General features: G+C 43.7%; 14 protein-coding genes. 6 read left to right on the top strand and 8 right to left on the bottom strand.

From position 1 onward, the window contains the following. Nucleotides 1-58 precede the first annotated feature (58 nt). From ACLI08_RS02105 to ACLI08_RS02095, 3 genes are read left to right on the top strand one after another with little or no spacing between them, the layout of a single operon-like run. Nucleotides 59-301 (top strand): hypothetical protein, encoded by a 243-nt coding sequence (locus tag ACLI08_RS02105; protein ID WP_411426799.1) that lies wholly within the window; start codon nt 59-61, stop codon nt 299-301. Further along, on the top strand, nt 292-612 hold the full coding sequence (locus tag ACLI08_RS02100) for a type II toxin-antitoxin system RelE/ParE family toxin (protein ID WP_411426798.1): 321 nt from the start codon (nt 292-294) through the stop codon (nt 610-612). Before ACLI08_RS02105 ends, ACLI08_RS02100 begins: the two co-directional genes overlap by 10 nt. Nucleotides 613-647: 35 nt before the next feature. After that, nucleotides 648-1,250 carry a hypothetical protein gene (locus tag ACLI08_RS02095; RefSeq protein WP_411426797.1) on the top strand — a complete coding sequence of 201 codons (603 nt, stop codon included), beginning with the start codon at nt 648-650 and terminating at the stop codon, nt 1,248-1,250. 69 nt (nt 1,251-1,319) lie between these two features. Here ACLI08_RS02095 and recJ read toward each other — a convergent pair whose 3' ends face one another. Beyond that, nucleotides 1,320-3,014: a single-stranded-DNA-specific exonuclease RecJ gene (gene recJ / locus ACLI08_RS02090; RefSeq protein ID WP_411426796.1), complete on the bottom strand. Its 1,695-nt coding sequence runs from the start codon at nt 3,012-3,014 to the stop codon at nt 1,320-1,322. A 277-nt stretch (nt 3,015-3,291) separates the two neighbouring features. Between recJ and mtgA the strand changes: the two genes are divergently transcribed. Further along, nucleotides 3,292-3,969 (top strand): monofunctional biosynthetic peptidoglycan transglycosylase, encoded by a 678-nt coding sequence (gene mtgA / locus ACLI08_RS02085; protein ID WP_411426795.1) that lies wholly within the window; start codon nt 3,292-3,294, stop codon nt 3,967-3,969. Beyond that, nucleotides 3,969-4,910 carry a lipid A deacylase LpxR family protein gene (locus tag ACLI08_RS02080; RefSeq protein WP_411426794.1) on the top strand — a complete coding sequence of 314 codons (942 nt, stop codon included), beginning with the start codon at nt 3,969-3,971 and terminating at the stop codon, nt 4,908-4,910. Before mtgA ends, ACLI08_RS02080 begins: the two co-directional genes overlap by 1 nt. Nucleotides 4,911-4,960: 50 nt before the next feature. Here ACLI08_RS02080 and ACLI08_RS02075 read toward each other — a convergent pair whose 3' ends face one another. The 5 genes from ACLI08_RS02075 to ACLI08_RS02055 all read right to left on the bottom strand — a co-directional run bounded on the left by ACLI08_RS02075 (nt 4,961) and on the right by ACLI08_RS02055 (nt 11,254). Continuing rightward, complete coding sequence (locus ACLI08_RS02075) at nt 4,961-7,057, bottom strand: prolyl oligopeptidase family serine peptidase (RefSeq protein WP_411426793.1); 2,097 nt, start codon at nt 7,055-7,057, stop codon at nt 4,961-4,963. Between the two features lie 130 nt (nt 7,058-7,187). After that, the gene (locus ACLI08_RS02070; RefSeq protein ID WP_411426792.1) at nt 7,188-7,571 is read right to left on the bottom strand and encodes a DoxX family membrane protein; all 384 of its coding nucleotides are present in this window, start codon (nt 7,569-7,571) and stop codon (nt 7,188-7,190) included. A 272-nt stretch (nt 7,572-7,843) separates the two neighbouring features. Then, nucleotides 7,844-8,404 (bottom strand): type 1 periplasmic binding fold superfamily protein, encoded by a 561-nt coding sequence (locus ACLI08_RS02065; protein WP_411426791.1) that lies wholly within the window; start codon nt 8,402-8,404, stop codon nt 7,844-7,846. Nucleotides 8,405-8,427: 23 nt separating this feature from the next. After that, nucleotides 8,428-10,809 (bottom strand): TonB-dependent receptor, encoded by a 2,382-nt coding sequence (locus ACLI08_RS02060; protein ID WP_411426790.1) that lies wholly within the window; start codon nt 10,807-10,809, stop codon nt 8,428-8,430. Nucleotides 10,810-10,921: 112 nt separating this feature from the next. Next, nucleotides 10,922-11,254, bottom strand: a complete 333-nt coding sequence (locus tag ACLI08_RS02055; RefSeq protein ID WP_411426789.1) for a hypothetical protein — start codon at nt 11,252-11,254, stop codon at nt 10,922-10,924. Between the two features lie 117 nt (nt 11,255-11,371). On the opposite strand from ACLI08_RS02055, the gene ACLI08_RS02050 reads away from it, so the two are divergent. Continuing rightward, entirely contained in the window at nt 11,372-11,722 is a 351-nt protein-coding gene (locus ACLI08_RS02050) for a hypothetical protein (protein WP_411426788.1), read from the top strand. Here the strand turns inward: ACLI08_RS02050 and ACLI08_RS02045 are convergent. Together ACLI08_RS02045 and ACLI08_RS02040 are read right to left on the bottom strand one after the other, a co-directional pair. Beyond that, entirely contained in the window at nt 11,719-12,471 is a 753-nt protein-coding gene (locus tag ACLI08_RS02045) for a UDP-2,3-diacylglucosamine diphosphatase (protein ID WP_411426787.1), read from the bottom strand. The genes ACLI08_RS02050 and ACLI08_RS02045 overlap by 4 nt on opposite strands. 17 nt (nt 12,472-12,488) lie before the next feature. Beyond that, nucleotides 12,489-12,941, bottom strand: coding sequence for a 6-pyruvoyl trahydropterin synthase family protein (locus ACLI08_RS02040; protein ID WP_411426786.1), 453 nt, complete (start codon nt 12,939-12,941; stop codon nt 12,489-12,491). Nucleotides 12,942-13,023 lie beyond the last annotated feature (82 nt).

Below are 13,023 nucleotides of genomic sequence, written 5' to 3'. Positions count from 1 at the left end.
AACGAAGTTATTTACAGAACGTTAAAAAAGTATAACTTTGTAGTATACCTTAATAAAGATGAATTTAGAAGCCCGAAAAATATTAATAGTACAGGAATTTCTACGGCTCGATAATGAAAAGATTATCACTGCTGTTGAGAATTTTTTGCACCAAAGTAAGTCAGAAGTTTTTGAGCAAAATCTAAAACCTATGTCTATGGAACAATTTAATGCTGAAATGGACAGGTCTGTTGAAGATGAAGAGAACGGAAGGTTAATTAATGTTAGTGACTTGAGGCAAAAAATGAAAGGATGGCGTTAGAGGTTTATTGGACACAATTTGCCGAAGATAAGCTACAAGACATTTTTAACTACTATAAATTTAAGGCAGGCATTAGCGTAGCTGAAAAGATAACATATACTATTGTCGACGAAACTGCGAGACTAGGTTCAACTCCTGAAATAGGTGCTAAAGAAGTACTTTTATCAGACAGGGCGCAGGAGTTTCGCTATCTTATTACGGGTAATTATAAGATTTTGTATTACATAAACGCCAAAGCGAAAAGAGTTGTTATTGCAAATGTTTTTGATACAAGGCAAAATCCTATAAAGATAGATGATACAAGGAGTTGATTAACCAATTTCTTTATTCGGATTAATACATAATAATGGACTTAACCAATCACATTGTAAAATTAAAATCAGGTGAGGAGAAACTTTCATTTGAGAATAGTGAATTGAACTTTTCATTACTCGACTTTTGGAGGTGGAGTGTGTCTGATATTTTGAGTAATGCTACGCGCGGTATATTAGCTGAATTTATTGTTGCGACCGCATTGAGTATAGATATTAAAAAGACAAGGAAAGAATGGGATGCATTTGATTTGATTACTCCTCATGGCGTTAAAGTTGAGGTGAAGTCATCAGCTTTCTTACAGTCTTGGGAACAGCTTAAGTTGTCAGAAATTAAGTTTGGTTGTGGCGAGGCCAAAGAATGGGATTACAGTATAGATAAACGTTCGGGAATATCTAAACGGCATGCCGATGTTTATGTGTTCTGCTTGCTAAAGCATACTGAAAAACCGACTGTAAATCCTTTAGATTTAAATCAGTGGGAGTTTTATGTTGTTTCTGCTATAGAATTGAATACCAAATTAGGGTCGCAGAAAAGCATTTCTTTAAGTACATTGAGGAAGATAGCTACAGCCGTAACTTATTCCGATATAAAGGAATCGGTAGTTGAAAAATATGGGGTGCAAAATGATAATTGATTAGCATGGTTGTCTTAATGGGTTTACATAAAATAGTTAGGTCAGGAATCTTTAAACCCGCCAAATCCACTACTCACACCGCACATCCCTAAGCCGAAGCTGCAAGCTCACCTGTCCGTTCCATTCGTTTTCATCAATGCTGTAAGCCGCATCAAAAGCGTTACCGTTGCAGGTAATATCTTTCTTTTTGGCAAGGCCAAAGCCTACCGCGCCAAATCCCTCGCTATTGCCTTGTTTCACAAATAGTTTCAGGTGGTCGCTATCGGCACCTATGGCACGCCCAAAGCCCGTATCGCGCAGACCTTTAGTCAGGAACACAGGTGTCATATTTCCCGGGCCAAAGGGTTCAAACTGTTTAAGTATCCTGAAGAATTTCGGGGTTATGTCGGCCAGGTCAAGCTCTGCATCAATCTTTATTTCGGGGATTAGTAATTCGGGTGCTATGGTGCTTTGCACCACCTGCTCAAATTTTTCCCTAAATGCTTCATATTGTTCCTCTTTTAGCGTCAGTCCTGCCGCATACATGTGCCCGCCAAACTGCTCCAGGCAGTCGGCACACGCCTCAAGGGCATTATAAATATCAAAATCCCGTACTGAACGCGCCGAAGCAGCCAGCTTATCGCCACTTTTGGTAAATACCAGTGTAGGGCGGTAGTATGTCTCTATAAGGCGCGACGCCACAATGCCTATTACCCCTTTATGCCAGTCTTCTTGGTACACTACGGTACTGTAACGCTCATGGTCGTTATTGTCGTCTATCTGCCTCAGAGCTTCCATGGTAATTTGCTTATCCAGGTTTTTACGGTCGGCATTAAAGGTTTCAATTTGCGCGGCAAATTCCTCGGCCTGTTCCAGGCTAAACTCGGTAAGTAATGCCACCGCATGTTTACCGTGACTTATGCGCCCGGCGGCATTAATGCGCGGGGCTATGGTAAACACTACGTCGCTTATGGTAAGTTGTTGTCGTTTCGCGTTCTGTATAAGTGCTTTAATTCCTGCACGGGGTGAGGTATTAATTACGTCGAGCCCAAATTTTGCCAGGATACGGTTTTCCCCGGTTATGGGTACTATATCGGCAGCAATGGCTGTGGCTACTAAGTCCAGCCACGGTAGCAAATCCATTATGGTTTGGTTACGGTTAGCGGCCAGTGCCTGTATCAGTTTAAAGCCCACACCGCAACCGCAAAGCTCATCGTAAGGGTAAGAGCAGTCGTCGCGCTTCGGATCCAGTACGGCAACTGCATCGGGTAGGGTATTGCCGGGGCGGTGGTGATCGCAAATAATAAAATCAATGCCTTTTTCTTTGGCGTAAGCCACTTTATCCGGGCTTTTAATACCACAGTCGAGCGCTATGATAAGGGTGCAAGCGTTGTCATCGGCATAGTCTATACCCGCAAATGATACGCCGTATCCTTCCGCATAACGGTCAGGGATATACGTATCTACATTGGGGTAAATAGTGCGAAGGTAGCCACTCATTAATGAGACCGCTGTAGTGCCGTCTACATCATAATCGCCAAAAACAAGAATGTTCTCACCGCTGGCCATTGCATTTTCTACACGGGTCACTGCTTTATCCATGTCTTTCATAAGGTACGGGTCGTGCAGGTCTGCCAGCGATGGACGAAAAAACTGCCGTGCCTCCTCATATGTGCTAATTCCACGCTGCGCCAACAGGGTTGCTATACGGCGGTCTACCCCCAGTACATCGGTCAGGTGGTTTATAATCAACGGGTCGGGTTCCGGGGCAAAAGTCCAGCGCATTAAAAACAATTTTCTGTAAAAGTAGGGTATATTTTACGGTATGTCAAGTGAGAGTTTTGCAGACTGTTTTTTCATCGCGTTTCTCTTGTGCTGTCTTTGCGAACGCAGTGTAGCGGAGTGCGGCAATGTTTTTTTGCATAACAATTAATTACCAGTGCTCCGGTTGGTAAAGAAGTCTTCATAAATGATTCGTGCAAATTTGTGAAATTTGTGGCTAGTACAAAACTAAAAATTTTAATTCGTAATTTCGTGGCGCCTTAATACACCAGCATTTTATATGTTTCAAAAAATACTTCGCCTGTTTTATAAAGTAGTTATCTGGTTTTTCCTTATATCAGTATTCTCGGTATTGTTATTCCGTTGGGTCCCGGTGCCGTTTACACCACTGATGATAACCCGTGCTTTTGAACAAAAAGCCGGTGGCGAAGACCTGCACTGCAAACACGACTGGGTACCTATTGAAGAAATTTCGCCAAAGTTACAAAAGGCCGTTATAGCCAGTGAAGACGGTACATTCCTGAGTCATCATGGTTTCGACTTCAGGGCCATGTACCAGGCGTATAAGAGCAACAGTAAAGGCAAGCGTATAAAAGGCGGTAGTACCATAAGCCAGCAAACAGCCAAAAACGTATTTCTTTGGCAGGGTCGCAGCTATGTGCGTAAGGCTTTTGAAGCGTACTTTACGGTACTTATAGAGCTATTGTGGAGTAAAGAGCGTATTATGGAGGTATACCTTAACAGCATAGAAATGGGCGATGGCGTGTACGGTGCGCAGGCCGCGGCACAGCATTGGTACGGTAAAGACGCTGCAAATTTAACGCGCTACGAAGCTGCCGGAATTGCAGCCATATTGCCAAATCCGTTTAAGTATAAAGCCAAAGGATCTTCAGGATATATAGAGAGGCGTAAATCACGTATCATGAAACACATGAAATACGTAAAACTGGATTATTGATGCGCCCTTTGCTACTATACCTATTACTGCTGTGCAGTAGCATGGGCTGGGCACAAAGGCCTGCCGAAGCTGGTATTGTTAGCGACAACGACCTGTATACATCTGTGCACAATGACCGGTATTATACGAACGGACTTGAGTTGTTTTACCGCTTTTTAAGCAATTCAGATACTTTAAGCGCATCCCGTAAAATATGGGAGTTTCGTGTGGGGCAGTATATGTACAACCCTCAAAGCGTATACACAGCAGAACCCATAACGCAAGACAGGCCCTATGCCGGATATTTGTTTGCCCAGGGCGGAATAAACATATATCACGCAAACGGTAATCTGCTAAAAGCCAACCTTCAGTTGGGCGTTGTAGGCCCGGAGAGCGGGGCAGAAGCTACCCAAAAGTTTCTGCATGGCCTTTTACATTACCCAAGGGTACTGGGCTGGAAATACCAAATTAGAACCACGCCTGCGGTTCAGTTAAACGCATTCTACAGCCATAAGCTATTTTCAGGAAACCGTCTTCGAAAGGCAGATTATTATGTACAGGCCGAAGCCCAGTGGGGTACTATATGGAGCAGCGCATCGGTAGGCGTTATGTCGCGCATTAGCCTTAACGGCATGCTTACGCCAATAAACCACAGCAGTATGTATGGTGCGGCACTAAACCAATCCCGGGACTATACCGGTCGCCGGGAGTTGTTTGTATTTTTTAACCCCAGGATACAATATATGTATTACGATGCTACCATACAAGGCAGTCCGTTTAATAATAGCAGCCCGGTAACCTATACCCTTATACCTTTCAGGTTCAATGCCGAAGCAGGTATAAAATACGGGCGGGGTCGGTACACATATGCCTATTCTTTTAATTACCGAGGCCAGGAACTCCGTAATAATGTAATTACGGGTTATTACTATGGTTCAATACAGTTAGGGTACTTGTTTTAGTTTTCAGTAGCAGTTTTCAGCCAGGCAGACTGAAAACTGCTACTGGCAACTTATAACTTGATTCCCATGTTGTATAGGGTAAACGCCTGTATATCGGCTTGTTCGGCTATGGTTTGCGCGGTAGATTTACCTGCCCCGTGCCCGGCATTGGTTTCAATTCGTATTAAAACCGGTGCGTTGCCCGCCTGGCATTCCTGCAGTGTAGCGGCAAATTTAAAGCTATGCGCAGGTACCACGCGGTCGTCATGGTCACCTGTGGTAACAAGGGTAGCCGGGTAGTGTACGCCTTTCTTAAGCGATTGTACAGGGGAATATCCTTTTAGGTATTCAAACATTTCTTTATTGTCGTCGGCAGTGCCGTAGTCGTAAGCCCAACCAGCACCTGCTGTAAATTTGTGGTAACGCAGCATATCCATAACACCTACTGCGGGCAGTGCTACTTTAAACAATTCGGGGCGCTGGCTCATGCAGGCGCCTACGAGTAATCCTCCGTTACTGCCACCGCGTATAGCAAGATAGCTTGACGAGGTGTAGTTGTTTTTAATAAGATATTGGGCAGCAGCTATAAAGTCATCAAATACATTTTGTTTTTGCATCTTGGTGCCGGCATCGTGCCACTTACGGCCGTACTCGCCACCGCCCCTAAGGTTTGGCACGGCATATATTCCGCCGTTTTCCAGCCACACTGCATTAGCAATGCTGAAAGCAGGGGTAAGGCTTACGTTAAAGCCACCGTAGCCGTACAGTATGGTAGGATTTTTACCATCGCGTTTCAGCCCCTTTTTATAGGTAATAATCATTGGTATTTTAGTGCCGTCTTTACTGGTGTAAAAAACCTGTTCGCTGGTATAGTCTTCGCTGTTAAAGCCTACTTTAGGCTTTTGGTACACAACAGATTTTCCTGTTTTAGGGTCAAAAGCGTAAATGTTACCCGGTGTGGTATAGTTAGTAAACGAATAGTACAGCGTTTTCTCACTTTTTTTACCACCAAAGCCCGATGCTGTGCCCAGTCCGGGCAGTGTGATTTCCCTAACCAGTTTACCGTTATAATCCAGTTGCTTTACTTGAGATACGGCATCTTTCATATAAAAGGCAAACAAATATCCGCCACCATCAGTAACAGACAAAACATTATCGGTTTCGACTATAAGGTCTTTCCAGTTGCTTTGCTGCGGCGCAACAGCATCAACGATTACCAAACGGTTATTAGGCGCTTTGTAATCAGTGCTTATGTAAAGTGTTGCGCCCTTATTATCTAATACCTGGCTGCTGCTATCGTAGTTGTCTACTATGGTAACTATTTTACCATCTGCAACTGATAAATCTTTTACATACAGCTTATTGCCATAGGTGCTGTTTGCTGCCGAAATAATAAGGTAGCGTTCATCTTCGGTAAGGTAGCCGCTTACGTAGCGGTTTTTTTGCTCGTTGCCAAAAATTACCGTATCCTCTTTTTGAGGTGTGCCAAGCTTGTGGAAGTACAGTTTGTGCTGGTCGGTTTTTGCCGAAAGCAGGCTTCCCTCGGGTTTATCGTAGGTGCTGTAGTAAAAGCCTTCGTTTCCTTTCCAGGCAATGCCGCTAAACTTTACATTTTCTATAGCGCCCAGTTGTTTTTTGGTTGCGGCGTCTATAATAATAATTTTGCCCCAGTCGCTTCCGCCTTCAGAGATCATGTAGGCTACAAGATTACCTTTTTTATTAAACCGTACCGAAGAAAGTGACGTGGTTCCGTCTTTGCTAAACCCATTAGGATCCAGGAAAACTTCCTCTTTGCCATCTTTGCCCTTACGGTATAGGATGCTCTGGTTCTGCAAGCCGTTATTTTTATAATAATACGTGTAAGCGCCTTCGGTAAACGGAGCCGATATACGTTCGTAATTCCATAACTCCTCAAGGCGTTTTTTAATAACGTCCCTAAACGGTATTTGTGCCAGGTAAGCGTTTGTTACTTCGTTCTCGGCTTTAACCCAGGCTGCAGTTTCAGGGCTGCGGTCATCTTCAAGCCAGCGATAAGGGTCTGGCACCTGAGTTCCAAAATAAGTGTCTGTTGTATTGTCTTTGCGCGTTTGCGGATATTTAATAGAATTCATTTGTGCAGTGGCGTTTAGTCCGGTGGCCAGGGCCATTATAAATAGTGTTTTTTTCATAACTATTGGTTTTGTACAAATGTAACTATCATGGAGGTTTTTTGCAGAAAGCACAGTAAATATTAACACCAAAAAAAGCGCAAAAAAATACCCGTGTTGGGACACGGGTATCTCCACACGGGGGTGTGATTTAGTATGCCTCCCGGAAGAGGGGGGCATACCGTTTCCTGTTTTTATACAGCAATACAGCGTTTAGACCTGTAACCAATATTGCCGCCCCTATGCCGGGAACGTTTAAAAACAGGTGAAAAAACAATATGTTTAATGATAACGGAACCAATAGCAATAATGCTACCGGAACCCATAACCTGAGCACAAGCATTAAACCAACACAAATTTCGGCAATGGCTATTAACGATAACATGTAGCCGGTGTTTACTAAAGACTCTATGAAATTTGCGGCTTCAACAGGGGGCTGTGGCAGGGGAATAAAAGAATAGATTTTATTAATGCCAAATACTATAAGTATAAGGCCAAGTACAATACGGATAATGTTAGTAAAATTAGAATTCATAAGCAGTTGTTTAGTCTATTGTGAATGAATGTGTTAACTAATTTAATAAAAATTATGTTAAAAAAATTTCAGTTTTTTTGAGAAATACACAATTAGGTATAATTGCTATAAATTTAATTTTTAATGTTTATTCTCTATGCAAAAGCGGTGAACGGTACTACATTTTATCAATTATTTATGTGTTCGAGCCAAAATAAAACCCCTGAACTTTCTTGAAGCTCAGGGGTTTTTAAAACAAGAGTGTGGGTTTTTCACTTCCACACTCTTGTTTTTTACTGTACTGTAATAGGGAAAACAACTTCGGCATCTGTGCTGCCGCCTGCATTGGTAATATCGCCACCCGATACACCATTACCTGATTTGTTAGGTAAGTGCCTTAGTGTTAGGGTAAGGTTTCCGCTTGTAGCAGCGGTCGCTGCCGTGTAGTTAAATCTTAGCCCTATAGGTTTTACGTCGGCGTCGGTATCTGCATAGGCAAATGTTCCAAGCCCGCTTTGGCGGAAGAAAATCTGGTGCTCTACACCTAGTTCTTCAATTTCAGTGGTTATGTTCTCGGCAGGGGAAACCATTTCATTAAAAAAAGTTACCGTGCCAGTGTAGCTGGCACCCGCTGTTACGGATCCGCTTACGGTAACTACAGGCGCGTTTGGCCCATCGCCGTCTAGGTCTTGCGACTTTAGTACAATGGCAGTGCCGCCGCCGTTAGGTGTAAGGGTAGCGGTTACCGTGGTTATAACTTCGTTTTCAATTACTTGTTGTGGTTTGTCGTCGTTACTGCACGATGCAGCTGATACCACGATAGCAGCCAGTGCCATCATCTTTAGGTTTTTCATGGAAAAATGGATTTAAGTGTGTATTAATAATTTAATTTAACTTGTAGCTGAATGTTTCGGCCTGTTTCGTTTACGTAAAGGCGTTGACGGTTAAGGTAGTCGCGGTAGGTGGTGTTAAACAGGTTAAAAGCAGATAGGCTAACTGCAGCCGTTGTTTTACCCAATGTAAACTGTGTACCTGTACTTACATTAAACAACTGGTACGCTGCCGGGGGCGTACTGATATCTACATAAGTGCTTACAGTGCCATTTGTCTGTGGGATATCTGCATAGAAATTATAATCAGGATAGCGCCATTGCCTGCACACGGTTTCGCTGCGTAGCTCGGCAAAGAAATTGTGCCATTTCTTTTGCGTAAAACGTAGGCTGTTTACAAAATTTGCAGGAGGCATATCTACTAACGGCAAGTTGTCTCGTGTGTTTTGTGCGTAGATGTACGCAGCGTTTAACCCGTACGTAAGGTTCTCGGTAATGTTGTAGCCCAGATGTAGGTCAGTGCCCGCCATAAAAGCATCGGTTTGCCTGTAGCGGTACACCGGAAACGAACCGCGTATGGTGTATTCCAGGTTTGTAGGTTGCAGGTAAACAAAGTTGTTAATGCGGTTTATGTACGGCGTAAGTTCAAAAGTAAGCCTGCCTGCCTGTTTAAGTAATGTTACAGACGCCTTTACAGATTCCTCTTTTTTGGTGCGCAGGCTGCCTAATTCTATGGTGGCATTGCTGTGGTGAAGCCCATCACTAAATAGCTCGCTTGGGTTAGGATTACGCATAGCAAGGCTTACATTGCCCATTACCTCTACGCTGTTACTAAGTTGTTTCCTCAGCCCCAGGCTTGCCGATACGTTATGGTAGGTAAATTCAGGCTCTGTGTAATACTGTGTGCCCAGATCTTCCTTTATAAAATGGTTAAAGGAGCCATCGTTATATCCTAAGTCATTCCAGCGCGACACTTGATAGTACTTTTTAGCCAGTACATGGCTAAAGTCATAGCGCAGCCCCGCTTCGCCCGATAGGGTATTACTAAACCTATGGTTTGTAATGGCGTATGCACCCGCATCAATTTTTGTATAATCAGGAATTAGCGGTCGTATACCCGTTGCAGGGTTTGCATTGTTTTGCTGATAGGCTACGCTTGTCCCGGCTTTATAAGTGTTATCCCCGCTTTCTTTCTTCCAGTCAGCATTTACCGCGTGCGTTGCCAGACTGAGGTCTAACGCAGCAACTTTCTCTAAAGCGCCACGGCGCAGGTCATACTCTTTCCTTCGGTTCAATTGAAACGCGTATTGTAAGGATAGCGAACTGCCATCGGCTAATTCCCGGTTATAGTTCAGCTTGCCCAAATGGTGCTGCACCTCTTGCCTTGGCGCACCAATACGGTAGGTAAACGGATTAATAACATTAGGCTGCCGGCTGTTTATGGCGGTGACCAAATCGCCCAGGCTTCCTATGTGGGTAGCTGTAGCAATGCCTATGGTGGCGTTATAAAAACTGTATGATGCTCCTAAAGTGTACTTATCGCCTATGTACTTAAGGTTGGAGTTAAAGTTAGCTTCACGGTTTCCGGTGTTGCTTAGTACATAATCCGGCGTTTGCCTGTCGCCCAGGTATTTTAGGGTACCGCCAAGGTTCCACGCCCAGCCTTTTTCGGCACCTTTGTACAGACTTGTAGCCAGTGTACCACCGCGTCCGTTACTGTCGGCAGTCATTATAGTACGCCCCGTAAGGGTGTCTTTATCTATGTTTAAAGGGTCTACAAGAACTAATCCGCCCACGGCATCACCGCTGTATTGTAGCGCACCGGCACCTTTAATTACAGTTACTTTCCCGGCAGCGTTTACGTCGAGGTTTGGCGCGTGCTCTGTGCCCCATTGCTGGTCTTCCAACCGAACGCCATTGGTAAATACAGGCACCCGGCTGCTGTGCAAACCGTTAATTACAGGCTTTACAACGGTGCTGCCCGTGCGTAGCGAGCTTACTCCGGCTATTTCACGCAGGGCATCACCCAGTGTGGCACCGCTAAATTTTTCTAACGTGGCGGTGTTTAGCTTTTGGGTATGTACAGTTGTGCCTGCTGCCAAATTTTGGCTAACCACCACTTCCTGCAATTGTTGATTTTCCGGTTTAAGCCGCGCATCTATAATCAGGTTACGGTAAAGGTTAACTACCGTATCCAGGCTCTTATAGCCTATGTAAGATATTACTATTCTATGGCTGCCTGCTGTAATGCCGGGTAAGTTGTAGGTGCCGTCAGGCAACGAGGCTGTAGCGTGGTTTTCGTCCAGGTGGATGTGTGCACCATCTAACGGAAAGCTTTGGCTGTTGCTTACCGTTCCGCTAAGGGTGTATTGAGCCTGCGCACACCAGCCTGTAGCCAAAAAGGCTATAAGCATAACGAGTTTTCGCATGGTAATTTTAATCTGAGAAAATGAATGAATAGGGCATGAGTATGCCGTTAGCGTCCTGATACATTTATGGCAATAAGATTACGGCCTTGAAATCAGGAGCAAATAGTATTTTCTAGATTAGTGAAGGAGGGCCCCGCAGGGAAAACAGGCTGCCCGGAAAATTGGTAAACCCTTCTACAACGTTAAACGTGTAGCCAATATGATAGTATGGAAAATGCAGTTTTAAGAAAAACTGCTGTGGTGCTGTAAAAAAGTCAAAATGAAAATCACACACCTTGCAATCGTCATGATGGTCTGCACTCAGTTCCGCTTTATATTTTAAAGCGTGCTCTGTTTTGTGTGTATCATCATGGTGGTGCGAAAAAGCGTGAAAAGATTTAAAGGCAATGGTAAACTGTACCAATGCCATTAATACCAGGTTGAATATGGCTATTTTTCTTTTCATCTGTTGCAAAAGTAACAACAAAAACATTGCCGTAACCATTTTAACATTAAAAAAACAATATTGTTTAGAATGATTCTAATTAATAATTATATTTGTGGAAACGCAATGAGGGTAAACATGAAAGAAGTATCGCAACTATACCACAATAATTTTGGCGTAGCATTTTACTGGAAGAAGGACGGGAAAGTGCTTCAAAACCGAATTCAGCTTGTATTTCGTGAAACGGGTTTTTACCTGACGCCGTATCAGCTAAACGAATTTTCTGAGCTTATAAAAACCTGTAAAGATATGCGTTGCGAAAGCTGCGCCATGAAAGGACGTTGCCATAAGTTTTTATTAAAAACCCCTGTACCCGAAATAGACCTTGCGGTAAATCATATGGAGTATACCGAAATAAAAGACCTTGTAGAAGGTGCTCTGTTTAACGTAGCTTTACAGGGCTATGTGTTTAATGAAGGCCGTAATTAGTTTTCGTACTTCTTCAGCTCAAAGGTAGTACCGTCAAAAACGGCATAGGTAAAGTAAATTATCCAGTCGCCCAGGTTTACGTATTCTGAATCAGGGCCCACTTTAATTACCATAGGCAGGTGGCGGTGACCAAAGATGAGGTAGTCGTAATGTTTTGTTTCCAGCTTACGCTTGCTGTACAATACCAGCCACTCGTTTTCCTCGCCAAGAAACTTTACGTCTTCATCGCCAGAAATCAATTTGTTTTTCACTGAAAGATACTGTGCCAGTTTTACACCTACATCGGGGTGCAGCCAGCGAAACAACCACTTAGACACCGGGTTTGTAAACACTTTTTTCATGCGCTTATAGCCTTTGTCGCCGGGGCCCAGCCCATCGCCATGGCCTATAAGAAAGTTTTTGCCGTTAAAGGTAAATTCCTGAGGGCGGTGGTATACCGGTATGCCAAGTTCTTTCTCAAAATAGTCGTCCATCCACAAGTCATGATTGCCCACAAAAAAATGGATTTCTATACCGCGCTCTTTCAGCTCGGCAAGTTTACCCAGTACACGTACAAAGCCACGGGGTACCACGGTTTTATATTCGAACCAAAAGTCGAATAAATCGCCTACCAGGAACAGCACGTCGGCATCCTGCTTTATCTCGTCCAGCCACTTTACAAAACGTTGTTCGCGTGGTGCGCTAAGTTCAGGCGTGGGTGCTCCAAAATGCTGGTCTGAGGCAAAGTATATTTTGAGTTGTTTCTCCATGCTTAAGGGCAATGCGCTTACAGGTTATCACTTTGGTACCACTCTGCAAAAGATGTTTCGGTTTCCTGCAATCTTAACGAGTGCAGTGCCACATCTGCAGGTAGCAACGCTTTTATTTTTGCCGCAAAATCAATAACCATATTTTCGCTTGTAGGCTGGTAGTCTACCAGTATTACGTGGTGTCCGCGATTTTGCAGCTCTGCGGCAAGCTCTATGTGCGGTGTGTTTTTGTTAAACACGGTGGCGTGGTCAAACACGTCTACGATTTGTTCCTTTACAATTTTCTTCAGGTCGCCAAAATCTATTACCATGCCATATTTTACGTTAGCAGTATCGGTAATAGGTTTACCTATAACCGTAACCGATAATTTGTAGCTGTGGCCGTGTACGTTTTTACATTTTCCGTCGTATCCGTAAAGGGCGTGGCCGGTTTCAAAACTAAATTGTTTGGTAATCCTGATGTTACTCATTGCAATAGAAATTTACGGCTGCAAAGTTAGCAAATATTGCGCCGCGGGGTATTATATTTTACCACTATCTTTGGAGGGTATT

This window comes from Flavobacterium sp. RNTU_13, from assembly GCF_046614455.1.
Lineage (GTDB): Bacteria > Bacteroidota > Bacteroidia > Flavobacteriales > Flavobacteriaceae > Flavobacterium.
The sequence above is the reverse complement of the archived record's forward strand: the minus strand, read 5'-3'. Positions and strand labels throughout refer to the sequence as shown.

Bases quoted from the DNA above. Each gene is read 5' to 3' on its own strand.
- ACLI08_RS02105 (WP_411426799.1), top strand. From the start codon at position 59: ATGAATTTAGAAGCCCGAAAAATATTAATAGTACAGGAATTTCTACGG.
- ACLI08_RS02100 (WP_411426798.1), top strand. From the start codon at position 292: ATGGCGTTAGAGGTTTATTGGACACAATTTGCCGAAGATAAGCTACAA.
- ACLI08_RS02095 (WP_411426797.1), top strand. From the start codon at position 648: ATGGACTTAACCAATCACATTGTAAAATTAAAATCAGGTGAGGAGAAA.
- recJ (WP_411426796.1), bottom strand. From the start codon at position 3,014: ATGCGCTGGACTTTTGCCCCGGAACCCGACCCGTTGATTATAAACCAC.
- mtgA (WP_411426795.1), top strand. From the start codon at position 3,292: ATGTTTCAAAAAATACTTCGCCTGTTTTATAAAGTAGTTATCTGGTTT.
- ACLI08_RS02080 (WP_411426794.1), top strand. From the start codon at position 3,969: ATGCGCCCTTTGCTACTATACCTATTACTGCTGTGCAGTAGCATGGGC.
- ACLI08_RS02075 (WP_411426793.1), bottom strand. From the start codon at position 7,057: ATGAAAAAAACACTATTTATAATGGCCCTGGCCACCGGACTAAACGCC.
- ACLI08_RS02070 (WP_411426792.1), bottom strand. From the start codon at position 7,571: ATGAATTCTAATTTTACTAACATTATCCGTATTGTACTTGGCCTTATA.
- ACLI08_RS02065 (WP_411426791.1), bottom strand. From the start codon at position 8,404: ATGAAAAACCTAAAGATGATGGCACTGGCTGCTATCGTGGTATCAGCT.
- ACLI08_RS02060 (WP_411426790.1), bottom strand. From the start codon at position 10,809: ATGCGAAAACTCGTTATGCTTATAGCCTTTTTGGCTACAGGCTGGTGT.
- ACLI08_RS02055 (WP_411426789.1), bottom strand. From the start codon at position 11,254: ATGAAAAGAAAAATAGCCATATTCAACCTGGTATTAATGGCATTGGTA.
- ACLI08_RS02050 (WP_411426788.1), top strand. From the start codon at position 11,372: ATGAAAGAAGTATCGCAACTATACCACAATAATTTTGGCGTAGCATTT.
- ACLI08_RS02045 (WP_411426787.1), bottom strand. From the start codon at position 12,471: ATGGAGAAACAACTCAAAATATACTTTGCCTCAGACCAGCATTTTGGA.
- ACLI08_RS02040 (WP_411426786.1), bottom strand. From the start codon at position 12,941: ATGAGTAACATCAGGATTACCAAACAATTTAGTTTTGAAACCGGCCAC.